The 25866-nt window shown below is 69.8% G+C and carries 24 protein-coding genes; 15 read left to right on the forward strand and 9 right to left on the reverse strand.

The genetic code is table 11. The features are described 5' to 3' along the window. The first annotated feature begins 36 nt into the window (after positions 1–36). Together ABD978_RS00475 and ABD978_RS00480 are read left to right on the forward strand one after the other, a co-directional pair. Positions 37–258 carry a TlpA family protein disulfide reductase gene (locus tag ABD978_RS00475; protein ID WP_345346347.1) on the forward strand — a complete coding sequence of 74 codons (222 nt, stop codon included), beginning with the start codon at positions 37–39 and terminating at the stop codon, positions 256–258. Positions 259–440: 182 nt separating this feature from the next. Beyond that, a complete protein-coding gene (locus tag ABD978_RS00480) occupies positions 441–1289 on the forward strand; it encodes a hypothetical protein (protein WP_345346350.1) in 849 nt (282 codons plus the stop codon). Positions 1290–1336: 47 nt separating this feature from the next. On the opposite strand, the gene ABD978_RS00485 is transcribed toward ABD978_RS00480, so the two are convergent. From ABD978_RS00485 to ABD978_RS00505, 5 genes are read right to left on the reverse strand one after another with little or no spacing between them, the layout of a single operon-like run. Next, positions 1337–2419, reverse strand: coding sequence for an ArsR/SmtB family transcription factor (locus tag ABD978_RS00485; protein ID WP_345346353.1), 1083 nt, complete (start codon positions 2417–2419; stop codon positions 1337–1339). Between the two features lie 37 nt (positions 2420–2456). Continuing rightward, positions 2457–4361 (reverse strand): CocE/NonD family hydrolase, encoded by a 1905-nt coding sequence (locus ABD978_RS00490; RefSeq protein WP_345346356.1) that lies wholly within the window; start codon positions 4359–4361, stop codon positions 2457–2459. A 9-nt stretch (positions 4362–4370) separates the two neighbouring features. Then, complete coding sequence (locus tag ABD978_RS00495) at positions 4371–5192, reverse strand: substrate-binding periplasmic protein (protein WP_345346359.1); 822 nt, start codon at positions 5190–5192, stop codon at positions 4371–4373. 27 nt (positions 5193–5219) lie between these two features. Further along, complete coding sequence (locus ABD978_RS00500; RefSeq protein ID WP_425550652.1) at positions 5220–5975, reverse strand: amino acid ABC transporter ATP-binding protein; 756 nt, start codon at positions 5973–5975, stop codon at positions 5220–5222. Continuing rightward, positions 5972–6727, reverse strand: a complete 756-nt coding sequence (locus ABD978_RS00505) for an amino acid ABC transporter permease (protein WP_345346362.1) — start codon at positions 6725–6727, stop codon at positions 5972–5974. Before ABD978_RS00505 ends, ABD978_RS00500 begins: the two co-directional genes overlap by 4 nt. Before the next feature lie 240 nt (positions 6728–6967). Here ABD978_RS00505 and ABD978_RS00510 point away from each other — a divergent pair, with 240 nt between their 5' ends. From ABD978_RS00510 to ABD978_RS00525, 4 genes are read left to right on the forward strand one after another with little or no spacing between them, the layout of a single operon-like run. Then, positions 6968–7687, forward strand: coding sequence for a GntR family transcriptional regulator (locus ABD978_RS00510; protein WP_345346365.1), 720 nt, complete (start codon positions 6968–6970; stop codon positions 7685–7687). Then, on the forward strand, positions 7684–8676 hold the full coding sequence (locus tag ABD978_RS00515; RefSeq protein WP_345346367.1) for an ADP-ribosylglycohydrolase family protein: 993 nt from the start codon (positions 7684–7686) through the stop codon (positions 8674–8676). The genes ABD978_RS00510 and ABD978_RS00515 overlap by 4 nt, the downstream gene beginning before the upstream one ends. Before the next feature lie 41 nt (positions 8677–8717). Next, positions 8718–10193, forward strand: a complete 1476-nt coding sequence (locus tag ABD978_RS00520) for a purine-cytosine permease family protein (RefSeq protein WP_345346370.1) — start codon at positions 8718–8720, stop codon at positions 10191–10193. Beyond that, complete coding sequence (locus ABD978_RS00525; protein WP_345346373.1) at positions 10190–11125, forward strand: PfkB family carbohydrate kinase; 936 nt, start codon at positions 10190–10192, stop codon at positions 11123–11125. The genes ABD978_RS00520 and ABD978_RS00525 overlap by 4 nt, the downstream gene beginning before the upstream one ends. Before the next feature lie 78 nt (positions 11126–11203). Here the strand turns inward: ABD978_RS00525 and ABD978_RS00530 are convergent, their stop codons facing one another. Beyond that, positions 11204–11890: a polysaccharide deacetylase family protein gene (locus ABD978_RS00530; protein ID WP_345346376.1), complete on the reverse strand. Its 687-nt coding sequence runs from the start codon at positions 11888–11890 to the stop codon at positions 11204–11206. A 1-nt stretch (position 11891) separates the two neighbouring features. Between ABD978_RS00530 and ABD978_RS00535 the strand changes: the two genes are divergently transcribed. Next, positions 11892–12251 carry a hypothetical protein gene (locus ABD978_RS00535; RefSeq protein ID WP_345346379.1) on the forward strand — a complete coding sequence of 120 codons (360 nt, stop codon included), beginning with the start codon at positions 11892–11894 and terminating at the stop codon, positions 12249–12251. A 116-nt stretch (positions 12252–12367) separates the two neighbouring features. Here ABD978_RS00535 and ABD978_RS00540 read toward each other — a convergent pair whose 3' ends face one another. Beyond that, a complete protein-coding gene (locus ABD978_RS00540; RefSeq protein ID WP_345346382.1) occupies positions 12368–13057 on the reverse strand; it encodes a DUF4126 domain-containing protein in 690 nt (229 codons plus the stop codon). A gap of 108 nt (positions 13058–13165) precedes the next feature. After that, complete coding sequence (locus ABD978_RS00545) at positions 13166–15439, reverse strand: FUSC family protein (RefSeq protein ID WP_345346385.1); 2274 nt, start codon at positions 15437–15439, stop codon at positions 13166–13168. A 344-nt stretch (positions 15440–15783) separates the two neighbouring features. Here ABD978_RS00545 and ABD978_RS00550 point away from each other — a divergent pair, with 344 nt between their 5' ends. From ABD978_RS00550 to ABD978_RS00560, 3 genes are all read left to right on the forward strand, one after another. Continuing rightward, entirely contained in the window at positions 15784–16368 is a 585-nt protein-coding gene (locus ABD978_RS00550) for an SGNH/GDSL hydrolase family protein (protein ID WP_345347420.1), read from the forward strand. 264 nt (positions 16369–16632) lie between these two features. Then, the gene (locus ABD978_RS00555) at positions 16633–17505 is read left to right on the forward strand and encodes a helix-turn-helix domain-containing protein (RefSeq protein ID WP_345346388.1); all 873 of its coding nucleotides are present in this window, start codon (positions 16633–16635) and stop codon (positions 17503–17505) included. Between the two features lie 213 nt (positions 17506–17718). Then, entirely contained in the window at positions 17719–19629 is a 1911-nt protein-coding gene (locus tag ABD978_RS00560; RefSeq protein WP_345346391.1) for a bifunctional metallophosphatase/5'-nucleotidase, read from the forward strand. Positions 19630–19908: 279 nt separating this feature from the next. Here the strand turns inward: ABD978_RS00560 and ABD978_RS00565 are convergent, their stop codons facing one another. Beyond that, positions 19909–21156 (reverse strand): ROK family transcriptional regulator, encoded by a 1248-nt coding sequence (locus ABD978_RS00565; protein WP_345346393.1) that lies wholly within the window; start codon positions 21154–21156, stop codon positions 19909–19911. 101 nt (positions 21157–21257) lie between these two features. Between ABD978_RS00565 and ABD978_RS00570 the strand changes: the two genes are divergently transcribed. From ABD978_RS00570 to ABD978_RS00590, 5 genes are read left to right on the forward strand one after another with little or no spacing between them, the layout of a single operon-like run. Then, positions 21258–22568 carry a glycoside hydrolase family 36 protein gene (locus ABD978_RS00570; RefSeq protein WP_345346395.1) on the forward strand — a complete coding sequence of 437 codons (1311 nt, stop codon included), beginning with the start codon at positions 21258–21260 and terminating at the stop codon, positions 22566–22568. Continuing rightward, the gene (locus ABD978_RS00575; protein WP_345346398.1) at positions 22565–23539 is read left to right on the forward strand and encodes a carbohydrate ABC transporter permease; all 975 of its coding nucleotides are present in this window, start codon (positions 22565–22567) and stop codon (positions 23537–23539) included. Before ABD978_RS00570 ends, ABD978_RS00575 begins: the two co-directional genes overlap by 4 nt. A 9-nt stretch (positions 23540–23548) precedes the next feature. Continuing rightward, the gene (locus ABD978_RS00580) at positions 23549–24358 is read left to right on the forward strand and encodes a carbohydrate ABC transporter permease (protein ID WP_345346401.1); all 810 of its coding nucleotides are present in this window, start codon (positions 23549–23551) and stop codon (positions 24356–24358) included. A gap of 26 nt (positions 24359–24384) precedes the next feature. Continuing rightward, entirely contained in the window at positions 24385–25695 is a 1311-nt protein-coding gene (locus tag ABD978_RS00585; RefSeq protein WP_345346404.1) for an ABC transporter substrate-binding protein, read from the forward strand. Between the two features lie 41 nt (positions 25696–25736). Then, positions 25737–25859: a hypothetical protein gene (locus ABD978_RS00590; protein ID WP_345346407.1), complete on the forward strand. Its 123-nt coding sequence runs from the start codon at positions 25737–25739 to the stop codon at positions 25857–25859. Positions 25860–25866: the final 7 nt, after the last annotated feature.

The following is a 25866-nucleotide window of genomic DNA, read 5'->3' on the forward strand; positions in this document are numbered from 1 at the left end:
GGGCCGCCGTCGGGGCCGGAGATCATTTGCATCAACGTGTGGGAGAGCCGGGACGCCCGCCGCGAAGCAAGCCACTTCGCGAGCGTGTGGGGCATCGAAGGAACCGTGCTGCTGGACGAGACCGGCACGTACGCGGCCCGGGTCGGTATCCGCGGAGTCCCGACGAACGTGCTCGTCGATGAGCGCAACATCGTCCGAGCCGTGGGCGTCACGGCGCCGGCCGACCTGCACGTCGCCGTGGACCGCCTCCTCGCCTGACCGCGGCGGCGCCGAGCCGCGCCTGACGCGCCTCGACGAAGGGCCGAATCCTGGCCATGCGCCTATGGCAGTAGACGCTTTTTCAGCCGCGCGCCGAGGCTTCCCGGACGGTCGTGTGCCCATATACCTCCCGGCCGGACAGTAGTCACCTGGTGTTCATGTCGAGGGAAGGTGAGGATCACATGGCCATGACGGCACAGCCTGCGCCGGCGGTCCACGACATGCGTAAGGTGCCGGGCTGGTCACCAGTGCGTGGAGAACTGCGTTACGGTCCCTGGCGAATATCCGTGTGGGCTGAGCCGATCCACCCAGGCGCATCCAGCTTGGACCACTATGTTGTCTCTCCTCTACCGAACACGATGCTCCGCGTCGCGGTGATGGACGCGGCGGTGAACGCGAACAACGGCGCGGACGCCGCCGAAATGGGACACCACGCCGTTGACACCCTCGCGGCCGGACTCCGGCGCCGCCCAAGCGCCCTGGACGGGATCGAGGCGGCTCATCGCCGGTTGCACGTTCCCTCACGCGGTCCGTTCCGGCAGCCCATGGCGACGTGCGCGGTCGTCGATCTGTCGATGACCTCTCCGTCCGGACGGTGGGTCATCAGCGCGGACAGCGAGGTATGGCTTCGCGAGCGCTCCTGGCGCTCCGTGGCGGGCGACGCGCTGACGCAGGCGGCACGACGCGATTGGGACGGCTGGCTGCGCGAACATCCAGGTGCGGGTGACCGTGAGCGCTGGTCCGCGCAGGAGGCGCTTCTCGGCTCGCCTGACGCGTGGAACAACCCGTCCGTGGGGGCGTTCGCCGAGCTGAAGCCGGCCTCGGGGGAATTCGGCCCGGTCGAGGAGATCGTCGTCAGCAGCGACGGAGCCCGGCTCTCGCCCGGCATCCTGAACTCCGGCCGCCTGCACGATCACCTTCGTAACGACCTGCAAGTGGTGCCCGCCGACCATGGCCACCCGTGGCCTCATGGCGACGTCACCGTGCTCCATGTCTCATGGGACGGCCGGAACGACGCGGGGCTGATGTAGTGTCCGCCGGGGCTTCGGCGGCGTCGCCTCGCCGCGTCCGCTCAACGTCAACGCATGATCGTCGTCAGCACGTCGGAGCCCAGTCCCAGAAGCAGCTGGGCGTGCAGGCGGTGGTAGATCATGCGGCCCTCCCGGCGTGAGGTGACCAGACCGACCTGGCGCAGGCGCTTCAGATGCCGGGAGACCTGAGGCTCGGAGATGCCCATCCGGACGGCCAGCTCGGATGTCGTGATCGGCTCGCCGAGCAGGTGACGGCACATTTCGAAGCGGCCGGGTTCGGCGATGGCGGCGAGCCGGTCCCGGATCAGGGACTGCGGGACCGAAGGGCGCTGCTCCCAGTCACCGCCCACGAAATGCACGACGAACGGCAGGCCGGGGTCCAGCTTGAGGATGAGGTGCGGCCAGCCGTGCAGAGTGGGAACGAGGAAGCAACCATGGTCGCTGACCTTGCCGAACGCCGACTGCAGCTTGTCGTAACGAACGCGCACCGGCCGCTCGGTGACACTGGCCGTCGGGGTGACCGAGGCCAGGACGGTGGCCGGCGGATCCCGGCGCAGCTGGCCGCGCACCCGCGCCGCCGTGTCCTTCAGGTGCGGGCCGACTCGCCGCCACTCGGCCTCGAAGAAGGCGTCCACACAGCTTTCGAGCGTCTCGACCAGTCCGGCGCGGAACGCGTCGGGATCGTCGATCAGAGCGCGCGCGAGTTCGCCGCGCGAGAAGGAGTGGCGCTCGCTGGCCCTGATGAAGGCCTGCTGCCGCGCGGCGTCGTACAGGTCGTCGGCGCCTTCGAAGCTCGTTCCGCGGATCCCGCTCGCCGCGAGCGAGACGAACATCCGCTCGTCGAGACGGGACAGGGTGCGCAGCTCGGTGGGCAGATCGCGGTCCAGCGGCGCGCGCAGCGGGAACAGCAGCCGGCAGCGGTACCGCGCCCACAGCGGGGCGTAGTGGTTCAGCCGCTGGACGATGGATTCGGGTAGTCGCTCCCGCGTCGATGCCAGCCACACTCTCGACTCCGGGTGGTGCTCCGGCTCGGCCAGCGTGTGCAGGCAGGCCAGCAGCTCGGACAGCGGGGAGGCCCCGGCCGTGAAGTGCACGGGCAGGGCCTCGTCGACGTCGAGCGTTACCACCACGGCTGCATATTAGGGTGCGGACCGGCACGGTCCCGACTCACTCCGGGAGAACGTGCACCGACAGCCACGAGGGGTGTTCCGGGGAGAGATGGACGGTGTTGATCGCCACCACGCGCCGCCGCTCCGTGGCCTCCGGCCCGCCCGTTCCCGCGTTGACGTCGAAGCGCGGGAAGTTGCTGGAGGACACGTCCAGCCGGATCCGGTGCCCCGCCGCGAAGAGATTGGCGGTGTCCGGCGCCGTCACGGCGATCGAGTACACCTGGCCCGGCCGCATCGGCGACGGTTCCGTGTAGGAGTCACGGTAGCGACAGCGCAGGATCCCGTCGGTCAGGTTCATCGCGTAGCCGTTGGGATAGTCGTCGTTCGGCGGATGCACGTCGATCAGCCGGATCGTGAAGTCGGTGTCCGGCGCACTCGACGAGACCGACAGGCGCACCTCCACGGGGCCGGCCAGCACGAAGTCCCGCTCGAGGGGCTCGCTCTGGAACACCAGCACGTCAGGCCTGCTCGCCAGGGGGAGGTACGGGGGCTCGCAGCCGAAGGTCGTCTCCGTCGGGGTCTGGTCGAACGCCCCGCCCACCATCACCGGCTCGCCCGAGGTGATCTGCCCGCCGATCGTCGGTACCGGGTGCGCGGGGTCGAAGTCGTACTCCAGCCTGTCGTCGATGCCCTCGACCGGCGGCTCGGTGCTCAGTTCCCCCCGTTGCCGCAGGTACAGCCGCAGCCGGGTCGACTCCGGCGGTGGCCAGTCGCCGGCCGTGCGCCAGTGCCCTCCGTGGTCGAGGCGGCCTTCGGCGGTTCGCCGCCCGCTGCCACCGCCCATCACGAAGTACCGGACGGGCGGGTCGGCCGGCTCCTCCTCGGGAGCCGCCGCGTCATCCGGCCGTACGCCGAGGTGCCGGGCGAACCAGCGGGCGCGGAACTCCCAGTAGTCGGCGGCGAGGTTGCCGTCGAGGGTGGCCTCGGAGCCGAAGTCGACGTCCCCGGCGTGACGGACGCTGCGCGCGCCGTGCGTCCACGGCCCGACGACGAGGTACACGGGGCTGGACTTGACCGCGCCGAGCCGCTGGAAGTTCTCGACCGCCGTCCGGACGTAGGGGTCGTACCAGCTCACCATGTGCAGGCTCGGCACGTCGGGGAACTGGTCGTAGTAGCCCCGGCCGAACAGCCCCAGCTGCTGCCAGAACTCACCGAACGCGCCGCGCTCCCACTGATGCAGCAGGTAGTCCTCGTACTCCGGCGTCGCCCGGAGCGGCGACGCGCCGCGCCGCCACGGCGTGGCGCGGAACCAGGCGCGCAGGTCCTGGGAGCGCAGGGCGGCGGCCACGACCGGATCCCGCTGGGCGGCGACGCTGTTCAGCGCGTGCCGGTACGCCCATGTGGCCTGCTTGAGCTCGAAGGCGCCGCCCATGCGGATCCCGGCCTCGTACGCGCTGGCGAATCCGCCGGAGTCGACGAACATCGCCGCCAGGTGAGCCGGGGACAGCGCCGCGAGCGCGGTCTGCGTGTGGGCGGAGTAGGAGACACCGGTGGTGGCGACCCGTCCGTCGCACCATTCCTGCGCGGCGATCCACTCCACGGTGTCATAGCCGTCCGCTGCCTCGCCGAGGTACTTCACGAACGTCCCGCCGGAGTCCCCGCGTCCCCGGCAGTCCTGCCGTACGACGTTGAACCCCTGCCGGGCGAAGTGGGCGGCGGACTCGTCCGGCATGATCGACCGGCCGTCGCGGCCGAGACCGTCCGACTCGCGACGGGTCCGCCGCCCGTACGGAGTGCGTTCGAGGAGCACCGGGCGCCGCCGCGGCCGCGGGTCGGTGGTGTAGACGTCGGCCACCAGCTCGACGCCGTCGCGCATCGGGGTCCGTACGACCCGCCGCCACACCGAGCCCCCATCCGGCAGCGGGATCCGATCCGCCGCCGGCTCCGTGTTCACCGATGTCATGTCGCCGGCTCAGCTCCCCAGCTGGCTCTTCAGCGCGGGCCACACGGAGACGAGGTCGTCCGCCGGCGCCTCTGTGAACCACTTCTTGTAGAGCCGCAGGAAGGTGCCGTCGCCGACCATCGCGGTGAGCTGCGCGTCGACCGCCTGAAGGAACTTGGTGTTCTTCTTCTGCACCGCCATCGAGGTCGGGTGGTCGACCGGTGCGGAGGTAGCGATCTTCAGCTTCTTGTACTGCTTGAGGTAGGCCTCGGCGTCCGGACCGCCGACCACGAACGCGTCGAGGTTGCCCGACAGCAGCTGCGAGACGGCGGCGTTCTGGTTGGGGAACTGGACCTTCCGGGCGCCGGTCATCTTCTGCGCGATGAACGCCTCCTGCACGGTGCCGGTCACCACGCCGACCTGCTTGCCGCGGAAGTCGGTGACCTGGGACGCGCTCTCGTCCGTGCGCGTGACGACGGCGGTGGTGCTCCAGTACAGCGCCTTGGTGAAGGACACCTGCTTCTGGCGTTCCGCGGTGACGCCGAGCCCGCTGGCGGCGAGGTCGTACTGTCCCGAGGTCAGGCCCTGCAGCGCGGCGGGGACCGTGCTGGCCTTGTAGTTCACCTTGAGCTTGAGCCGCTTGGCGACCTCGTTGGTGATGTCGACGATGTACCCCTGCGGGGCGCCGGCCTTGGACGCCGACGCGAACGGAGGCTGGTCGGTGGAGACCGCCGCCTCGATCGTGCCCGCGGTCTCCAGGCCGTACGGGTCGTCCTTCGAGGCTCCGCCGCCACAGGCCGTGAGGGACAGCGCGGCGGCCACGCCGACCGCGAGAACCCGGTTTCTGATCATCGTTCTTCCTTCGGGGGTTGGGGGGAATCAGAGGACCTGCGCGAGGAACTCGCGGAAGCGAGCGCTCGGCGGGTCGTCCAGAAGTTCGCGGGCCGCGCCGTCCGCGGCGATCAGCCCGTCGTCCATGAAGATCACGCGGTCGGCGGCCTCCCGAGCGAAGCCGATCTCGTGGGTGACGACGACCATGGTCATGCCGGATCCGGCCAGCTCGCGCATGACCGCCAGCACCTCCTTGACCAGCTCGGGGTCGAGCGCGGAGGTCGCCTCGTCGAACAGCATCACCTCGGGCCTCATCGCCAGACTCCGCGCGATCGCCACGCGCTGCTGCTGCCCACCGGACAGGTTCGCGGGCCGGTGACGGGCCAGGTGGCCGAGGCCGAGCCGCTCGAGCTGGGCGCGCCCGATCTCCTCCGCCTCAGCCTTGGAGAGCCTCTTGACGTGCCGGAGCGCGAGGGTGACGTTGTCCAGCGCGGTGAGGTGGCCGAAGAGGTTGAAGTGCTGGAACACCATCCCGATCCGGGTTCGCGCGGCGTCGATGTCCACGCCGGGGTCGGTGAGGGTCATGCCCCCGACGACGACGCTGCCCGCGGTGGGCGTCTCCAGCAGATTGAGGCACTTGAGCATGGTCGACTTGCCCGACCCGGAAGGGCCGAGGACGCACAGCACCTCACTGGGCGTCACGTCGAAGGTGACGCCGCGCAGCACCTCGTTGCGGCCGTACGACTTGCGCAGGTCCCGGACACTGATCGCCGGGCCGGGAGGACGGACGGGTGTCGTCATCATGCTGATCCTTCCGCGAGCGCCGGCTCGGGCCGCAGGTCCTCCGCGCTCGCCTGTACGGGCCGGCCCTCTCTCATCCGCCGGTCGAGCCAGTTGACGAGGTACGTCAGCGGGATGGTGACGGCGAGGTAGCAGAGTCCCGCGGCGACCAGCGCGGACGCGTTGTAGCTGGCGGCCTGGCGTTCCTGCGCGATGAAGTACAGCTCGCGCTGCCCGGCGCCGAGACCGAGCAGGTAGACCAGGGAACTCTCCTTGATGTCCACGATGAACTGGCCGGTCAGCGCGGGCAGGACGTTGCGCACGCCCTGCGGCACGATGACGAGCCGCATCGTCTTCAGGTAGGACATCCCGAGGCTGCGGCCCGCCTGCATCTGCCCGGCGGGCACCGCCTGGATGCCCGCGCGGAAGATCTCCGCGCAGTACGCCGCGGAGATCAGGCCGACGGCGACGACCGCGTACCCGAGCGGGCTGCGTCCGAACGGCCGGATACCGGCCGCCGGGAGTCCCAGGCCGATCAGGCTCACCGTCACGATCGCGGGCAGTCCCCGGAACACGTCCACGTAGATCCGGGCCGGGAGCCGGACCAGCCGCCTGCGCGACAACAGCAGAACCGCCAACAGCATGCCGCCGATCAGGCCGAACATGATCGCCAGTACGGCGATCAGGAGTGTGTTCCGCAGTCCCTCGACAAGGAGTGAAGGCAGAACGCCAGCGATCTCCGACCAGTCGAAGAACGTATGGAGGAAGTCGTGCACGGCCGCTCCGATCTCATATCTCGCCGCTCGCCCCGGGCGCCGTCGGCGTTCCGCAGCATAGGTATGGGATAAGTCGCTGACCGGGACGATTGCGCCTAACTGATAACTGTGAATCCTAGGAGCGCCCACCTGGCGGCCGGCCGGACCCCACCGGCCCCGGTGCCGCCCCCTTGTCGAACCGGCTTCCTGAGCGTAGCCTGCGCTGAACATGTTTGGACAGGTTTGAGAACAGGGGTGGACATGGCCGACGACGTGCATGTACTCAAGCACCAGAGCATCGCGGAGACTCTGGCGCGTGAGATCCGTACGGGTCGGCTGAAGCGCGGCAGCCGGCTGCCCGGCGAGCACGCGCTGGCGGCCCGGTTCTCGGTCAGTCGCAACACGATCCGTTCCGCGTTGACCGAGTTGAGCAGGGAAGGCCTCATCGCCACCCACTCCGGGAGGGGCTCGTTCGTCACCTTCGACGGGCGGCCGCTCGACGACCGCCTGGGCTGGGCCAGAGCACTGGCCGACCAGGGCGTGTCCACCGAGACGAAGCTGTTGCGCCTGGAGAGGGTGGACGACCCGGAGCTCGCCGAGCGGCTGGGCGTGGACTCGCCGTCGTTCTTCGCCATCGACCGCGTGCGCACGCTGACACATGGGCCGGCGGTGTCGTTGGAGCGCAGCAGGATCCCCGGCGTCGACGGCCTGCTCGACCTGCCCGCCCACGGCCTGATCGGCGGATCGCTGACCGCCACCCTGGCCTCCGTCGGACTCCTCGCCGATCGCGGCGAGGAATGGGTATCGGCCGGCCCCCTGGACGAGACGGACGCCGCCGAACTGGGACGCCCGGCCGGTGAGTGGTTCCTGACGGCCCGCCGCGTCTCCTGGACCGCGACAGGGGAACTCGTGGAACACGTCGAAAGCCTGCTCGACCCGCTGCGGTTCCAACTGCACCTGCGGTTCGGGAGCGAATCGTGACGCGGGCCGAGGAACGCGCGAGCGGGACCCTGTACGGCCTGGCGATCGGCGACGCACTCGGCATGCCGACGCAGTCGCTCTCCCGGCAACAGGTGAAGGACGCCTACGGCGTGCTCACCGGGTTCCTTCCCGCGGCACCCGATCACCCCCTCGCGGCCGGCATGCCCGCGGGATCCGTCACCGACGACACCGAGCAGGCCCTTCTCCTCGCGCGACTGCTGATCGACGGCGCCGGCCATGTGGACCCCGTCGTACTGGCCCGATCCCTCCTGGAATGGGAGGAAGAGATGCGCCGCCGCGGATCGCTGGACCTGCTCGGCCCATCGACGAAGCGCGCGGTGGCCGCCGTCGCGGCGGGCGCGCCGGTCGAGGCGGCCGGCCGCTACGGCGACACCAACGGTGCCGCCATGCGGATCGCACCGGTCGGGATCACGGCCGGGAGCGACCTGACCGCGCTCGTCGACAGTGTCGTCGAGGCGAGTTCGGTGACCCACAACACGAGCGTCGCGCTGGCCGGTGCGGCGGCCGTCGCGGCGGCGGTCAGCGCGGGAATCGACGGAGCCGACGTGAAGGAGGCCACCCGCTACGCGGCGGAGGCCGCCACGGTCGGCGTCCGCCGCGGTCATTGGGTGGCCGCCGCCGACATCGCCTCCCGCATACGGTGGGCCACCGAGCTCGTCGCCGGCCGGCCCGCGGTGGCCGCCGCCGACGACATCTATCGCCTCGTCGGCACCAGCCTGGCCACCCAGGAGTCGGTGCCGGCCGCGTTCGCGGTCCTGGCCGTGTACCCGGACGACCCATGGCAGGCGTGCCTCTGGGCGGCGTCCCTCGGCGGTGACTGCGACACCATCGCGGCGATCGCCGGCGCCATCGCCGGCGCGTGCCACGGCGTCGAGTGCCTTCCCGGCGACGCCATCGACACGATCCGCGCGGTGAACGCGCTCCCACTCGACGACCTCGCGGGTCGGCTGCTCGCGCTGCGTCCGTGACCGGCCCCTCCCCCACCCAGCGCCAAGAAAAGGGTCCTCCCATGCCAAGCGCCAGCGACAACAAGGTCGGTGCCGTCGAAACCCGCGGCATCGAACCGGTCCCGAACGACGAACGCCGCGGTAACCCGCTTCAACTCTTCTGGGTGTGGTTCGCCGCGAACATCTCCATCCTCGCGCTGCCGCTCGGCGCGACCCTGGTCGCCCTGCGTGGCCTGAACATCTGGCAGGCGCTGCTCGTCGGCGCCATCGGCTCCTTCGGCTCGTTCGCCCTGGTGGGTCTGATCAGCGTCGCCGGCAAATGGGGCGGGGCGCCGAGCATGACCCTGTCGCGTGCCGTCTTCGGCCCCCGGGGCAACCGGGGACCGACGCTGGTGTCCTGGCTGTCGCGGGTCGGCTGGGAGGTGGTGAACACGACCACCGCCGCGTACGCGCTGCTCGCCATCCTGCACATCGCCTTCGGAGTCGGGGCGAACTGGGCGCTCACCATCGTCTGCCTGCTCGCCTTCGTGGCCCTCACCCTTCTGGTGTCCGGGCTCGGCCACGCCACCCTGGTATGGATCCAGCAGAAGGCGACGTACGTCTTCGGCGCCCTCAACCTGGTCGTCGCCGGGTTCCTCGTCACCAAGGTGCACTGGCACGCGGTCCTGCACGCCCACGCCGCACCGGCCAGCGCCATGATCGCCGGAATCGGGATCATCGCCGGTGGCACGGGCATCGGCTGGGCGAACGCCGGCGCCGACATGGCGCGTTATCAGCCCCGCCGAGTCCCCGGCGGCCGGATCGTGGCGGCCGCCTCGGCCGGCGCCGGCATCCCGCTGGTCCTTCTCATCACGCTGGGCGGGCTGCTGTCGACCGGCGACCACACGCTCGCCGCCGCCTCCGACCCCGTCGCGGCGATCCAGGCGATGCTGCCGTCCTGGATGGCCATCCCGTACCTGCTCGCGGCCTTCGGCGGACTGCTGCTGTCCAACCACCTGTCCGTGTACTCGGCCGGCCTCACGATGATCACTCTGGGTGTCCGGCTCCGTCGCACCGTCGCCGTCGGCATCGACGTCGTGCTGACCCTGGCCGGGGGCGTCTACCTGATGCTCATCGCCAAGAACTTCTACGGTCCGTTCATCACCTTCATCTCACTGCTCGCCGTCGCCATCACCTCCTGGGTCGCCGTCTTCCTCGTGGACATGATCAACCGGCGCGACTACGACCCCGACGGGCTGATGGACACCACCCGCGCCGGCGTCTACTGGAACCGTGGCGGTGTGGCATGGTCCGCCTTCGTCGCGTGGGTCGCGGGCATCGCCACCGGCCTGCTGTTCACCGTCGCCGAGACGTCCGACACCGACGTGTGGTTCGCCGGACCGCTGTCGAAGACCTGGCCCGCCCGCAACGGCCTGGGCTGGCTCATCTCCTTCGCCGTCGCCGCCGCCATCTACCTCCTCCTTCACGTCGCGAGGGGATCCGCCCGCGCCGCACGGGTGACCGAACCGGCCCGGTCCGTGAGCGGGGCGGCCTCGTGAACTCCCCGATCGAGCGGCTGGTTCACGTCGGTAACGTGCTGATCGACCTGGTCATGAACATCCCCGCGCTGCCGCGGGCCGGCGGAGACGTCCTCGCCACCTCCAGTCAGGTCACCCCTGGAGGCGGGTACAACGTGATGGTCGCGGCCGCCCGCCAGCGCCTGCCCGTCGCGTACGGCGGCGCGCACGGCAGCGGACCGTTCGGTGAACTCGCCCGCGCGCGCCTCGCCGAGGCCGGCGTCTCGATCCTCCAGGAGCCGACCGCCGGCGTCGACACCGGTTTCGACGTCGCGCTCGTCGACGGCGGCGGGGAACGAACGTTCGCCACCAGTGTCGGGGCGGAGGCCACCTTGACCTACGAACAACTCGCCGGGATACGCGTCGGCGCGACCGACGCGATCTACGTCTCCGGTTACGGGCTGGTCTTCCCGGCCAACCGCACCGCCCTGGCACGCTGGCTCGGCACACTGCCCGACGACGCGACCGTGGTCGTCGATCCCGGCCCGCTCGTCGCCGACATCCCCTCCGCCGTCCTCGAGCCGGTGCTCGCACGCACCGACTGGTGGAGCTGCAATCTCCATGAGGCCTTGGCCATGACCGGCGAGGCCGACCCGGAGCGGGCGGCCATCGCCTTGGCCGAGCGCACCGGCCGAGCCGGTGTGGTGGTCCGCATGGGCCCGGACGGTTGCCTTCTCAACACCCCCGGCTCCGGCATCCGGCACATCCCCGCCTTCGACGTGGCCGCCATCGACAGCAACGGCGCCGGCGACGCGCACGTCGGCGTGTTCGTCGCCGCGCTGGCGGACGGTCTGCCGCCGGTACGGGCCGCGCGACGGGCCAACGCCGCGTCCGCGATCGCCGTGACGCGGCAGGGCCCGGCGACGGCACCCGACCGCGACGAGATCGACCGATTCCTCGCCTCGGCACCATGACGCTCCGCACGGGAAGACGTCAGCGGCGTTCGGGTATCGATGATGGCTCGTGCCGCGTGGCGGGGAGTGGGTGGCCGGTCAGTGCAGTTCGTCGGAGAGACGGACGAAGTGGTACCCGGAGGCCAGCAGGTGCGGAACGGCCGCCGCGATGCCCCGGGCCGTACCACCCGTCGGCCGATTCATGTGGCAGATCACGATGGAGCCGCCGCGGGCGGCGGTAACGGTTCGGCGGACTTCTTCGGGGGTGAAGGTGGCGCCCGCGTCGCCGTTGACGGTGAAGCCGGCGAAGCGCTCCCCCAGGTCGGTGACGATACGTGCCGCGATGTCGTCGCAGTACGCGGTGCCGGACCGGAAGAACCGCGGCGGGGCGCCCAGGAGGCGGCTGAGCTTCACGTGGTTCCCGGCGACTTCGTCGTACACCTCTCCGGCGTTGCGCGTGCCGGCGATGCCGTAGGCGGACCGCCCGGTGACCGACAGCGGGCGGTGCCGGGTGCCGTGATTGGCGATTTCGAACAGCGGTTCGGCGGCCAGCCGGCGGAAGACCGCGGGGTTGGCGTCGATCCAGCGGGAGTTGAGGAAGAGGGTCGCCGGTATCTCTCGCCTGCGGAGGAAGTCGATCAGCTTGCGATCGTAGCCACTGCCGCCTGGTCCGCCGCAGGCATCGAAGGTCAGCGCGATGACGCGCTGGGTGGTGGGAAGCGTGTGCACCACGCCGGGCGCGTCGAAACCCCAGGTACGCGGCTTGAGACGGCCGTAGCGAGCCACGATGTCGGCACGTTTCACCGCAGGCGCCGCCGCCGAGCCGGCGATGCGCGGGGTACGGCTCGGTGTACCGCTTCCGGTCCCGGCGCCGGGCCGACCGGAGGCCGACGCGCCGTCCCTGGTCCTCGCCGGGCCCGCGCATCCGGCGAGCGCGCCTGCTGCCATGGCCGCGAGCACGGCACGGCGGCTGGAAGGCATTCGCTCTCCCTCTGTCTGGTCGAACGGCGCGCGCGAATGGCGCGGGAGCCACACTCTGGCCAAGTGGAAGGGGCCGGTGGAACCCGCCGCACAAGGGCCCGCCGAGGCGGGCCCCGCCATCGCGGCGGCGGTCGACACGATCGCCGCCCCGCCTACGACGCAATGATCGCGCCTGCGGTGTTCACGCCAGGTTAAACAGCGTGGCCGCCCCCGAGACCGGGCGCGCGGGTGACTCAGGCGGAGCGCCCATCCAGTCTGGGCGGCGATCCCAGCACTCGTGGATCAGCTACCGTCGGCTCCGCTGGGCGTTCCGCTCATCGACTTCTTCGGCTTACGCCGCCTGCGAATCATTCGTGTCAACCGCCATCCGATCAGCACGAACACGATCAGGAACACGATGACGAGCGCTGGGATCAGGAGCGCGACAAGGCTCACCACCAGTGACATCGCGTCTTCCGCCGCGCTCACGAAGGGCGTTCCGACGCCGACCGTGCCGACGTTGATGACGGGACGCGCGCCGGCCTTGGTGACGTGTACGCACAGCGCGACGACGATGCCCAGCGCCCAGCCCACCCAGGGATGATCGGCCATCCACCCGGAGTGGTCGATCCGCGCGGCCGCGTCCGAGGCGGCGAAGACGGCACCGCCGGCCGCAGGCCGTACGAATGTCTGTATCGCGTCGTTGACATGGTCGACGACGGCGACCTTGTCGAGAACGACTTCCGCGGCGAGCAGGACTGCCACGGCCGTGAGCGCCCATCCGTTGCACATCCACGCGAACTGGTGCGGCAGCACGATCACGTCGGTGAAGCGGGCGAGCAGGCCGACCACCAGGATCGGGATATAGGCGTTCAGACCGGCCGATGCGGACAGCCCAAGCCCGGTCAATGTCGCGAACATGCCAGGTAAGACGTCGTCGATGCGGAGGAAGGTTCCTCCGGAAACCGCCACCGTGACGAGAGCCGCTTCCATCCCACCCTGGCCGGCGGCGCACTTCCCGCGCCCGCATCCACCGCCTGAAAGCCCAGCGCGTCCCTCTCGAACTGTGGAACGCCCGCCAGGTAGGGAACCATGAGCCGGTCAGCGCCACCAGGGCGCCCGCCGGAGCCGTGCGATCTGGTCGGCCGGGCCGGTCAGGCCGTCCAGGTACGGCACGATGTGCTCGAGGTGCTGGGCCACCCACAGCGTGCAGGCGATGTTCCGATGCGACGCGTCGAGCGCGGACCGGGCCAGTCGCAGTGACTCTGGGGAGGGTGGCCGCAGCGGAACGAACGGCCGACCGGTGGGCGGACCGAGATGCCCGGCGACCTCGCCGAACCAGCCGGTCAGCCGGGTGGCCTGCGCGCTGAGCGCGCGGCTCGCCGGATCGGGCTCGGCGTCCGGGCTGGGCAACCCCGCCAGGGAGAGGCCCGTCAGGCGCAGTCGCACCGTTCCCCCGACGAGCCGCCACAGGTCCTCCTTGGGCATGTGTTTCGTGCCTCGCTCGGCCAGGAAGCCGCGAAGCGCGTCGTCGAGCCGGAGTCCCGCCGTGACGGCCGGCGCCGCGTCGGGCGGCGACGACCGGACCCCGAGCGCCCAGGCGACCGACTGGCACAGGTAGTCGCCGCCACGCCGGAACGCGTCCGCGAGCGCGTCTCCGACCACCGCGCTCGCCCCGCGCGGCCACAACAGCACGCCGACCACGAGACTGACCGCGCAGCCGATGGCCACGTCCTCCAGGCGCAGCATGCCGACCCGCCACCCGGCCGGCGCCACCAGGTTGTACAGCACCGAGACCGTGATGGTGAAGGCCGCCTGCCCGACCGCGAAGGGCGCCGTCCCCGGCGCGTACGAGGCCACGACGACCGCGACCGGAAGCGCCACCCACAGTGCGGTCGGGCCGGTGCCGAGCGTCAGCAGGAGCAGAGCGCCGACGACGAATCCGGCGACCGTGCCGGCCAGGGCACGCAGCGCCGTCGCGCCGGTCGAGGCGGCACTCGTCCGCAGCACCGACAGCGTGCCCAGCACCACCCAGAAGCCGTGCTGCACGCCCGTCGCGTCGGCCACGGCGATCGCCGCGGCCAGCGCGACCGCGCCGCGCACGCTGCTGAGGAACCACGCCGACCGTACGCTGACGTGCCGCCAGGTCACGGTCGCGGCGCCGGCGAGCGCGGCGGTGCGCGGCGCGCCTCCGCGCGGCCCGCGCTCCCCCACGGCCGTAGGGCCGGCGGGGGGCCTGGTGGCGGGTGGGTCGGCGGACAGACCGTACCAACGCCGCCTGCGTCCGACGATCATGTCGGGATCGGCCCGCCCCATCGCGATCAGCGCGTCCTCGGTGGCCTGCTGGACCGCGAGGGCGAGCGTCCGCGCGTGAAAGGACAGGTGGACCGCGTCACGGTAGCGGGTCTCGATCACGCCCAGCCCGCGCAGGTGGGCGACGCTGGTCTCCAGGCTCTCTCGCAGCGCCGGCAGGTCCGGGGTGCCCCGCTCGTCCGAAAGTACGGCGGCCATATCGCGCAGCGTCCGCGCGGTCGCCGTCAGCAGTTCGCGCTCCACCGCGGGAACCGCGCTGAGGTCGCGATACTCCGCCAGGCTCTCGCACACCACGGCGGTACACCACTCGAGGAGCCCGACCAGGTTGTCCAGCGCCTGCTCGGTGGTGCCGAGGCCGGTGGGCCGGTACGGAGTCGCGGTGAACTCGCTCAGCAGTGCGTGCTTGGCCGCGACCGACGCCTCGGCGTGCTCGGGGGTCAGCTCGTTGCGCAGCGCCGCGTCGAGCTGATCGGCGAGGGCGTCACCGCACGCCGCGGCGCAGGCCCGGAGCCGGTGTCCCGGCGGGCGCGGCGACAGCAGCAGCACCGCCGCCGTACCCGCGACCGAGGCCATCCACCACCCGGCGAGCCGCGAGGGGATCATCTCGGCCGTGCCGGGCGTCGCCGCCGGCAGCACGTACGCGACCAGGGCAGCCGTCACGCCCGAGGCGGCGGCCGGCCCGGCCACGCCGGCGAACATCACCACGAAGGCCGTCGGTAGGGTGACCAGGGCGGCCAGCACCGGGGACGAGCCGACGACGGTCCCGAGTGCGATGAGGGCGCTTCCGACGACGGCGAGCCCGAGGTGGGCGGTCAGCTTGTCCCGCCGCGTCCCTCCGAATCCGGCCATGACCAGCGTGGCGAACCCACCGAACGCCGCGAAAGTCGCCACCTGTGGATCGCCGATCACCTTGGCGGCGAACGCGAACAGGCCCGGCACCACGATGACGGTCCGCAGCGCGCGCAATGCCGCCTCAGCCGACCATCGGGGCATCCAGGCCGGCAGCCGCACGGCGAAGGCTCGCCGGACGGACGCGGCCTCCCCTTCGAGCATTTCGGACATCCCGCCAGGTTCGCCACCTTCGCCCCAAATGTCCAGCCATCAAGCGATAGCTCCGGGAGGGAGCGCATCAACGACATTCGCGTCGAAGACGTCGACGCGGTGGTAGAGCGCCAGGCGGGTCCGATAACGTGTCGAACAAGCCCTACCCCGAAGTCCAAGGCCAGCCGCCGCGACGTTTCGCTCCCCCGGCGTCGCCGAGCTGATCGACGGCTACGCCGCCACCGACACGACTCTTCCGTCCGCTGAAAAATGCCCGCCCGCTACCCTTGGGGCCGACCCCTAGAAGGCGGAATGGAGTCCAGGCAGTGACTCAGGCGGGAAGAATCACCTGGCCCGACAGCGGAATGCTACGAGTGAACTTCCTCGGGGACTCCGTCGGCTACCGAGGATCCTTCGCCAGTACCCGGGAAAACTCCTGGCGATATCTCATGCGGGCCCGTCTGGAGTCCGTCGGGCCGGTCACCTACGGCACCTACACCCACACCCACAATGCCAACGGCAACACCGTCTTCACCTCGCTCTCCAACGTCAGCGGCGGCGAGGACGTAACCTTCGTGATGCTAGGCACCAACAACGTGCGGGAGGCACAGGAGTACGGCGGCTTCTACTCGGACTGCGCCTACACGCTGGACCAGGTGCGCGCCGCTGCGCCGGACGCGTTGCTGGTGGTCGGCGGGGTGTGGATGCCGAGCGACGGAGGTACGTGGACGGACTGCCGACACGTCGCACGCTACGACGCGCTGATCGCGGAGCAGGCGCACCGGCATGACGGCATGTACGTCCCGTTCACCGACCTGTTCGACGACGACTCGAACCGCAACCCGACGGGGGTCCCGGCGTTCGGCGCGTACACCACCGATGGATTCCACCCGAACGACGCCGGACACCGGGCGATCTATGACCGGTACCGAATCGCGCTCGGACTGTAGGAGACGCGGGCACGTCGGGTATCACGAGGAGCGTAACAATCAAGAGTAGATGAGGGGTCGTAGGCGTCCGGACCGTCGATCGCGGCCAGGTCCTGGACGTCGAACCGGGCACCGATGTACTCGTCCGGACGGTGCGGGACCACTGTGGCGAACCCATCGCGATGCGAACGAACCGGCTCACCGCCGGTCTGCATCGGCTGCCCGTGCCTCGGGCAGGCCTCGTGGACCTTTCGGCGACAGCCGCGAGGACCTAGAGTCCAGCCCGTGTACACCGAGGTTCCGGCTCCGGATCTGTTGTGCGCGGGCAGGTTCGACGAGAAGCCCGGCTTCACCGTCTACCGCGAGCACGGCGCACGGAACTGGATGCTGAGCCTCACCGTCACCAACACCGCCGACTACTGGGCCGGCGAGCGGCATCTCGTGACCCGCCCAGGCGATCTCGTCCTGATCGCACCGGGCGCCGTGCAGCACTACCGCGCCTCGCCCGAGGGTGGCCCGTGGGGCTACTGGTGGGCGCACTTCCAGCCACGGGCGGCCTGGTTCTCCTGGCTACGGCTGCCCGAAGTCTCGCCCGGCTTCAGCCTCACCCGGCTCGCCGGCGACCGCCTCGCCCAGGCCGTTGCCGCGTTCGAACGCGTGCACCGCAACGCGATGCAGGCCACGATGGACGTGGCGCAGGGACGGCTGATCGCGCCGTCCCGTGAGCTGACGGGCATGTTCGCGACCGAACTCGCGCTCAACGCGCTCGAGGAAATCCTGCTGCTGGCCATGATCGATCACGAGCAGCGTAAGAAGCATTTGCCCGATCCGCGGATCCAGTGCGTGCTCGACCGCATCGTCGCGGATCCCGCGCGCCAGGTCACGATCGAGGAACTGGCCCGCTCGGTCTCGCTGTCGCCGTCCCGGCTGTCGCACCTGTTCCGCCAGGAGGTCGGCGACTCGATCGTGAACGTCGTGCTGGCCACCCGGCTCCGCAAGGCGGCGTCCCTACTGGAGTTCTCCGACCGCCCGGTGGGCCGGATCGCGGCCGACGTCGGTTTCTCCTCGCCGTACTACTTCAGCCGCCAGTTCCGCAGCCGCTTCAGCGAGAGCCCCTCCGCCTATCGGGCGCGCGTCCGCCGGCGCGCGCCCGCCTGACCTCGCGCACACCCGAAGATCGCCTGCCGTTGGCGAGGTCAGCGGGATCAGGCAAAAGCACAGCCGCACGCTGTATGGGGAACCGCCGGATGGCGCCTTATGTTCTGTCCGCAAGCCCCCAGCGCACGCCGCCCCGACCTTTTGAGTCCATCGTGGACGCCCGTCCCCTCGGCGCGTCGTGGGTGGCCGCTGCCCGCGAAGACGGGAGATCCCATGGACAGCAACACAAAGCCGGTAAGCCGCCGTTCGATACTACGGGCCGGCGGAGTGGCGGCGGCCGGTGTGGCCGTCGGCTCCACCGCGTTCTCCACCCGCGCCTCGGCGGACCCGGCCAGTGGCACCGGGTACGTCGACGTCCAACTGCTGAACATCACCGACCTGCACGGGTACCTACAGCCGCCGGCGCCGAACGACGGCGGGGTCATCACCGGCGCCGACGGGGTGAAGCTCACCGTCGGCGGCGTCGGATACCTCGCCACACACCTGAACCGGCTCCGCGAGGGCGACCACAACTCGATCTTCTGCTCGGCCGGCGACAACTTCTCAGGCTGGCCCTACTACGTCGACTCGCAAAACAACGAGCCCACGATCGAGGTGCTGAACGCTCTCGGCCTGCGGTTCTCCTCCGTCGGCAACCACGAGCTGGACAAAAGCCCGACGTTCCTGATCGACCACATGGAAAAGGGCGCGCCGTACCATCTCGACGAGCCATTCGACAGTTTCGTCGACTCGACCGGCCGCCGCTTCCATGGCGCTGACTTCCGGTACTACAGCGGCAACGTGGTGTACCGGGACAACGGCCGGCTGATCGTCCCGGCGTACAACATCGAGTACGTCGACGCGGGCGGCGGGCGCCGGCTGCCGATCGGGTTCGTCCACGTCACGGTCGACGGCTGCGTCGACGGCCCCGGATTCAACTGTTCGTACCAGCCAACGCTCGCCACGACCGACTTCGTGGCGGCCGCCAACCGGTCGGCGGCGGAGCTGAAGCGCCGCGGCGTCCGGGCGATCGTCATCGTCATGCACGAGGGCGGGTACGCCGGGCCCGACTTCAACTCGGGCGTGAACCCGACCGGCCCGGCGTTCGATCTGGCGGCGAAGGCCGACCCCGACATCGCCGCGATCATCACCGGTCACTGGCACTGCCGCTTCAACATGATGATCCCGGACCCGAACGGCGTACCGCGCCCCGTCGTCGAGGCCGGCTACTACGGCCAGGTCATCAACGAGATCCACCTGAAGCTCGACCGAGACACCGGCCGCGTCATCCGTGAGCTGACCACGTCCACCAACCACGCGGTGACCCGGGACGTGCCGGTCGATCCGCAGATCCAGGACATCGCCGACTATTGGTCCCGCAGCTCCGACAAGCTCTACGCCACACCGATCGCGCGGCAGACCGGCGATCTCACCCGAAAGCCGAACGCCGACGGTGAGAGCACACTCGGCAACCTGGTCGCCGACTTCATCCGGTGGGACACCCTGCAGAGCAACGACGGACACGCGCAGTTCGCGTTCACGCCGGTCCTGCCGCCGAAGGGGCGGAGCCCGCTGTCCGGCGACCTGCCGTACGTGAAGGGGGCCAACGCCACGGACACCGACGGGACGATCCTCTTCGGCGAGGCGTGGACCGTGTACGGGTTCGACTCGCCGATCGTTACGGTCTCGATGACCGGCGACGCCTTCCACCGTGGGCTCGAACAGCAGTGGCAGACGCAGCCCGACGGCTCGGTGCGGTACTGCCCGGTCGCGGTCTCCGCCGAGATCCGCTACACGTACGACCCGACGAAGCCGGTCGGGGAGCGCATCGACCCCGCGAACTTGCTGATCAACGGCACGCCGATCGACCTGCGCGCGACGTATCGGGTCGCGACGAACGCCTACACGGTGCTCGCGTACGACGGGTACCCGGCGTTCACGGAGTACACCGACGCGGTGCGGCACAGCCTCGACCATGAGGGGTTCATCCGGTACGTACGGACGCGCCGCACGATCGACCCGCCGTCGCTGGGCCGGGCCACATCGACCGTGCCGCATCCGCGGACCGCCGCCCCGGCGTACGTGCCACCGCCGGTCACGAGCCGCGACACCCGGCCGGCGTTGCCGCCCGGCACCCGCTGCTGACGGCCTCCGACGACGGCCGGGCGGTCCCCGATCCGGTCCGCCCGGCCCGTCCACCACGCCACCCGCCCCGCATCCCCCTCCCGGCGCGGTCTGCGTCCGCCGGGCTGCGCCGTGCCGCCGGCCCTCGGAGGTCTCGACACGCCCCGGCGCCGACGATCCGACCGGGCGACCTCCCGCGTAGTACCCCCGGTCTCCGCGAAAGGAGACGATGTCCGCCCACGCCGTCACCGCGTCCGCCGCTCGCACGTCCGTGCGGCTCGCGGACGGACGAGAGATCATCTACTTCGACGACAAGCCCGGTTTGGGCACGACGGCTGGGCGCACCGGCGGGCGCAGGGCGGGGCCGTCGGGGGCGAAGAAGAACTGGTCGAGGTGGTCGATGGCATAGTCGATGGCGCCGAGCACCACGCACTCGTCGCCGAGCGTGGACCCGCTGAGCTTCGGCATGCGCAGACAGACTCGCTCGAGCGCGTGGCGCAGCGGCGGCAGCAGCACGTCGGCCGAGCGGGAGAACCCTCCTCCCAGCACCACGATCTCCGGGTCGAGCAGAAGGATCGCCGCGGCGGCACCGACCGCGAGTTTCTTGGTGAAGCGCCCGACGGCGTCCAGCGCCGTCGGATCGCCGTTCCTCGCTGCGGCCAGAGTGAACCCGGCCGCGTCCTCGATCGGCGTGCCCTCCGGGACGATCGCGGCGCTGTTCAGATCCTCCGGCGCGGTGACCCAGCCGGTCTCCGGCAACATGACGATCTCCCCTGCCGCCGCACCGAAGCCACGGTGCAGCTTGCCGTCAAGGATCAACGCGGTGCCCATACGCCGCCCGATATGCAGGAACACCACATCCCTGGCGCCTCGCGCCACGCCGCGCCTCGTCTCGGCCAGTGCGGCCAGGCGGCTGTCGTTCTCGATCAACACCCGGCAGGGGAACGTCTCCTCCAGCAGACGCGACAGGTCGAGGTCCTTCCAGGCTGAAATCGACGCCGACATGATGATGCGCCCCTCGGGGGTCACCAGCCCAGTCGTGCCGACCGCGACCATCCACAGGTCGGACATCGTCAGCCCGCCCAGATCCAGGCAGTTCATGACCACCCGCTTGATCGCCGCCAGCCGCTCCTCAAGCGGCGCGTCGGGCCGCGCCGGCCGACGCGTCTCGGCGAGGACGTTGCCCTCGAGGTCGGCGACGGCCGCGCGGATGTTGTGCGCACCGATGTCGACGCCCACGAGATGGCCGCCGTCCGCGCGGAACCGGTAGCGCCGTGCCGGTCTGCCCATGGTGCCCGTGGCGGGGGGAACCTCTTCCACCCATCCCAGGCGGGTCAGCTCGTCGACGACGTCCTTGGTCGACGGCCGCGACAGGCCCGTGCGCTCGGCGAGTATCGACAGGGTCGCGGGCTCGGCTCCGCGGAGCTCCTTGATCACGGACACCGAGTTGAGCTGCCGCAACCTGGACAGATCGCCGCCTTTCAACGACAGGCTCGACATCAGAAGGATCCCTTCTAAACACCAGGCGGTTCCACCGGCACGCTGCAAGTAAAACCTAAAGATACCCGCCGTACACCATTGCCTCCGGCCTGGGAAGCGAGTACTAATGATGGTCTCCTTAATAAGTACCTCCCGAAATGAGGTGTTAGATGCCGTTCACCGACGTCGGAGAGATCACGGTCACCTCGCGGACGCGGGTCTTTGAGTTCGGCTGGCAGTCATGGAGCCCGACCGGCGTCTACCGTCTCGAGGGGACCCCACCGCGGGCCGCCGACGAGAACATACAGATCATTTGCTATCGCCCGGAGACACCGGTCCCGGCCGGAGTGTTCCAGGGCGAGGGCCTGCTGGCCGTGGATCCTGGCGACGGCGGCCCGGTCTCGGTCTTCTCGGCTCCCGGCCCGACGCTGGTGCCCTCCATCCGGGCTCGCCGGCATGGCGACCGGCTGCGTGTGTCCGCCGACGGTCCCGTACGCTGCACGGCGAGCGACGGCGAGCTCGGTGCGGCGCTCCGGCACTGGGCGGTGACCGTGGCGGAGGGGCACGCGCCCGTGGAGTTCCCGGCGGTGCCGCCGATGTGGTGTTCCTGGTACGGCTACTGGGACAAGGTCACCGACACCGACATCCTCGACAACCTCGCCCTCGCCGAGCGGCACCGCATCGGCGCCGACATGTTCCTCATCGACGACGGTTACGAGGCCGAGATCGGCGACTGGCTGGAACTCCGGCCGGGCTTCGGGTCGCTGGAGCGGGCCGTCGGCGCCGTGCGCGAGGCGGGCCGGCGGGCCGGTATCTGGGTGGCTCCGTTCCTGGTGGGCCGGCGCAGTCGGATCTACCGGGAACATCCCGACTGGCTCGTGCGGGACACGCACGCGGGGACGATGTGGGATCAGGAACTCGCGGTACTCGACGTCACTCATCCGCAGGCCGCCGCTCACCTGGTCGAGGTCTTCCGCAACCTCGCCGCGCTGGGAATCGATCACTTCAAGCTCGACTACCTCTACGCCGGTGCCCTGCACGGTCGGCGGCACGAGGACATCGACCCGATCGCGGCCTACCGGCGGGGTCTGGAGCTCATCCGTACGGGCGCCGGCCCAGACGCGACCCTGCACGGGTGCGGCGCTCCGATGCTGCCGAGCATCGGCCTCGTCGACATCATGCGGGTCAGCCCCGACACCGCGCCGCGGGTCCTGCCGAAGGCGGGCGACATCAGCCAGCCGTCGCAATTGGGCGCCCGGCTCGCCGGAGCGGCGCGTGAGTTCCTGCACGCCCGGTGGTGGGTCAACGACCCCGACTGCATCATGGCCCGGCCCGAGGTCGAAGCGCGGGCGGAATGGGCGGCGCATATCGATACGACCGGCGGACTGCGCGGATCCAGCGATCCGATCGCCGCGCTCGACCCGTGGGGCCTGGACACCACCCGGCGGCTCATGGTCCCCACACGGACGGAGCCGTCATGACGCGTAGTGTGGAGGACTGCCTGACCACGCGGGCCGACCGTCGCGAGCCGGCCGACCGGGCGGGCGCGGGAACAGCGAGGGCGCGGCGTCGCCGCCTGCGCGGTCGCAGCGACCGGTACGCCTACCTGTTCATCGCCCCCAGTCTGCTCGGTGTGTGCGGCTTCCTGTTGCTGCCGCTGCTGATCGTGCTGGGCCTGAGCCTGTTCCACTGGGAGCTGTTGTCCCAGCCCACCTTCGTCGGCCTGGCCAACTACCGGCGGCTCGCCGGTGACGGCGGCACGTGGCATTCGGTATGGCTGACCGTGCTGTTCGTGCTCCTTTGCATCCCGCTGCAGACCGTGCTCGCGCTGCTCCTCGCCCTGCTGCTGAACCAGCGGATCCGAGGGGTCCGGTTCTTCCGCGCGCTGTTCGTCGTGCCATGGATGGCCACGCCGATCGTGATGGGTCTCGTGTGGACCTGGATCTTCGATCCGCGGGACGGCGCGCTCAACCAGCTGCTCCACCTCGCCGGCGTGACGGGGCCGAACTGGCTGACCGACCCGGCGTGGGCGCTGCCGTCGGTGGCACTGGTGAACGTCTGGCAGTACACCGGCTACACCATGCTGTTCTTCCTGGCCGGGTTGCAGGGCATCCCCCAGGAGCTGTACGACGCCGCGGCCACGGACGGCGCGAACCCGGTTCAGCGGTTCTTCCGCATCACCCTGCCGCTGCTCAACCCGACGATGTTCTTCGTCACCGTCACGAACCTCGTCGGTGCCTTCCAGGTGTTCGACACGGTCTACGCGATGACGGACGGCGGGCCGAGCCACGGCACGGAGGTCCTCAACTTCCGGATCTTCCAGACGGCCTTCCGCCAGTTCGACTTCGGCTACGCCTCGACGCTCGCCACGCTCCTCTTCGTGCTCATCCTCGCGGTGACGCTCGTCCAGGTCCGGTTCTTCACCAAACGCACCACCTACGACCTGAGCTGAGGAGAAATCATGATCAAGCGCATCGCGCTCTACCTCGCGCTCGTCGTCGGCGCCCTCGTCTCCGTCTTCCCCTACCTGCTGGTCGTGCTGACCGCGCTGAAGACCCAGCGGCAGCTCAGCTCCACCCGACCATGGGTGCCAGGCCTGCCACCGACCTTCGCGAACATCGACAGGCTGCTCCACTCCGGATTCGGGGCCTACCTCGCCCACTCGGCGCTGATGACCGCCGTGCTCACCGCCGGCCAACTGCTGTTCACCACTTTCGCGGCATACGCCTTCGCCCGCCTGCGCTTCCGCGGCCGCGAGGTGCTGTTCTGGCTGTATGTGGCGACGATGATGGTGCCAAGCGCGGTCACCATGATCCCTCTGTTCCTCATCATGCGGCAGTTGCAACTCGTCAATACCTGGTGGGGACTGCTCCTGCCGTACCTCTTCGGCACGCCGTACGGCATCTTCCTGATGCGACAGTTCTTCCGCGGCCTGCCCGCCGGGTTGGAGGACGCCGCGCGCATCGACGGAGCGGGGCCGCTCACCATCCTGTTCCGCATCCTGCTTCCGCTGTCCCGGCCTGCCATGGGCACGCTCGCGATCATCACGGTCATCTCGTCGTGGAACAACTTCATGTGGCCACTGATCATCACGAGCGGTGACGAGACGAAAGTCGTCACCGTCGGCATCGCTGGATTCAAGGGCGCCATCGGCGTCGATCCGAACCTGATGATGGCCGGCGGCCTGGTCGCGCTGCTGCCCATGGTCGTGATCTTCATCGCGTTCCAGCGTTACATCGTCCGCTCGGTGGTCCTCACCGGCCTCAAGTAAGCCCCGTCATAAGGAAGGTCAGCACGATGTCCTCACTCCGATTCCGCTGGGCCACGGCGCTCCTCTCCGCCGTCCTGCTGTCGGCTTTGACCGCCTGTGGCGGCTCCAAGGACTCCGGCGGAAATGTCACGCTCACCTACCGGCTCTGGGACGACCAGCAGAAGGTCGGTTACGAAAAAGTGATGGCGGCCTTCGAGAAAACCAATCCCAGCATCCACGTCAAGATCGAACTACTGCCGTACGACCAGTACTGGACCAAGATGACCGCGGATGCTGTCGCGGGCACGGCACCGGACGTGTTCTGGATGCAGACTACGCAGTTCCCCGAGTTCGCGACCAAGGGTGTGCTGGCGGATCTGAGCGGCCTCAAGCTCGACACCAGCCAATACCAGCCGAACGTCGTACAGTCCTACACCTACAAGAACAAGCTGTACGGCGTGCCGAAGGACTTCGGCATCGTCGGGCTGCTCTACAACAAGGATCTGTTCGAGAAGGCCGGCGTCACCATGCCGGACAAGCTCACCTGGGCTCCCGACGGCTCGGGCACGCTGTTGCAGATCGCACGGAAGCTGACGGTCGACGACAAGGGCCGGCACCCGGGCGACGCCGGCTTCGACGCCAATACGGTCAAGCAGTACGGCTTCGCGTCCTGGAACCACTATCAGACCCAGTGGATGAACTGGGTGGTCTCCAACGGAGGCAAGATCCTGGATCAGCCGTTCGGCAAGTACGTCTTCAACGACGCCGCCTCGGTGGCGGCCCTGCAGTTCGGCGTCGACCTGGTGAACAAGTACCACGTGTCCCCGCCGGCCGCGCAGACCAACCCGCCCAGCGACAAGATCAACGAGATGTTCAAACGCGGCCAGGTGGCGATGTTCCCCGCCAACAACGCACTGCTTCCCTTCGTCGGTCCCGGCGCCACCTTCAAGATCGGCATCGCGTCAATGCCGGCTGGTCCCGCCGGGCGTGCGGTGAACATCAACGGGCTGTCCGAGGCCGTCTACGCCAAGTCCCCGCACAAGACGGAGGCCATGAAACTCGCCGGCTTCCTCGGCAGTGCCCAGGCTCAGAAGATCATGGCTGACGACGGCTACATCTTCCCAGCGCTGAACGGTCTCTCCCAGGGCTACATCGACTACTGGAAGAACAAGGGCCTGGACGTCTCCCCCTACCTCGAGGAGTCCAAGGGCACCACCTTCAACCTGCCCATCACCCCCGGCTTCACCGCCTTCGAGAACAAGCTCAACCAGACCTTCAATGACATGTACCTCGGCAAGCTCACGCCCCAGCAGGCCGCCGACCACGCCGTCGCCGACGGCAACGCGCTCGTCAAGTAGCCAAGGAGCCTCGTGATCACCCGGCGATCTCTCCTCGCCGGGTGATCACGAGCCTGGGCCTCGCCGCCGCGCTGGGTGCCTCCCCGGTACGCGCGGCGACCCGCCGTGCCCCTCTGCCCGACGAGTTCCAGCTCGGGCCGCCCGCCGGAGCACGGCGGCGATAACGCCTAC

The sequence above is a fragment of the Actinoallomurus liliacearum genome (assembly GCF_039542035.1).
GTDB classification, from domain to species: Bacteria; Actinomycetota; Actinomycetes; order Streptosporangiales; family Streptosporangiaceae; genus Actinoallomurus; species Actinoallomurus liliacearum.

Bases quoted from the DNA above. Each gene is read 5' to 3' on its own strand.
- ABD978_RS00480 (WP_345346350.1), top strand. From the start codon at position 441: ATGGCCATGACGGCACAGCCTGCGCCGGCGGTCCACGACATGCGTAAG.
- ABD978_RS00490 (WP_345346356.1), bottom strand. From the start codon at position 4,361: ATGACATCGGTGAACACGGAGCCGGCGGCGGATCGGATCCCGCTGCCG.
- ABD978_RS00495 (WP_345346359.1), bottom strand. From the start codon at position 5,192: ATGATCAGAAACCGGGTTCTCGCGGTCGGCGTGGCCGCCGCGCTGTCC.
- ABD978_RS00500 (WP_425550652.1), bottom strand. From the start codon at position 5,975: ATGATGACGACACCCGTCCGTCCTCCCGGCCCGGCGATCAGTGTCCGG.
- ABD978_RS00510 (WP_345346365.1), top strand. From the start codon at position 6,968: ATGGCCGACGACGTGCATGTACTCAAGCACCAGAGCATCGCGGAGACT.
- ABD978_RS00520 (WP_345346370.1), top strand. From the start codon at position 8,718: ATGCCAAGCGCCAGCGACAACAAGGTCGGTGCCGTCGAAACCCGCGGC.
- ABD978_RS00535 (WP_345346379.1), top strand. From the start codon at position 11,892: ATGTCGGCACGTTTCACCGCAGGCGCCGCCGCCGAGCCGGCGATGCGC.
- ABD978_RS00540 (WP_345346382.1), bottom strand. From the start codon at position 13,057: ATGGAAGCGGCTCTCGTCACGGTGGCGGTTTCCGGAGGAACCTTCCTC.
- ABD978_RS00545 (WP_345346385.1), bottom strand. From the start codon at position 15,439: ATGTCCGAAATGCTCGAAGGGGAGGCCGCGTCCGTCCGGCGAGCCTTC.
- ABD978_RS00550 (WP_345347420.1), top strand. From the start codon at position 15,784: ATGCTACGAGTGAACTTCCTCGGGGACTCCGTCGGCTACCGAGGATCC.
- ABD978_RS00560 (WP_345346391.1), top strand. From the start codon at position 17,719: ATGGACAGCAACACAAAGCCGGTAAGCCGCCGTTCGATACTACGGGCC.
- ABD978_RS00570 (WP_345346395.1), top strand. From the start codon at position 21,258: ATGCCGTTCACCGACGTCGGAGAGATCACGGTCACCTCGCGGACGCGG.
- ABD978_RS00575 (WP_345346398.1), top strand. From the start codon at position 22,565: ATGACGCGTAGTGTGGAGGACTGCCTGACCACGCGGGCCGACCGTCGC.
- ABD978_RS00580 (WP_345346401.1), top strand. From the start codon at position 23,549: ATGATCAAGCGCATCGCGCTCTACCTCGCGCTCGTCGTCGGCGCCCTC.
- ABD978_RS00585 (WP_345346404.1), top strand. From the start codon at position 24,385: ATGTCCTCACTCCGATTCCGCTGGGCCACGGCGCTCCTCTCCGCCGTC.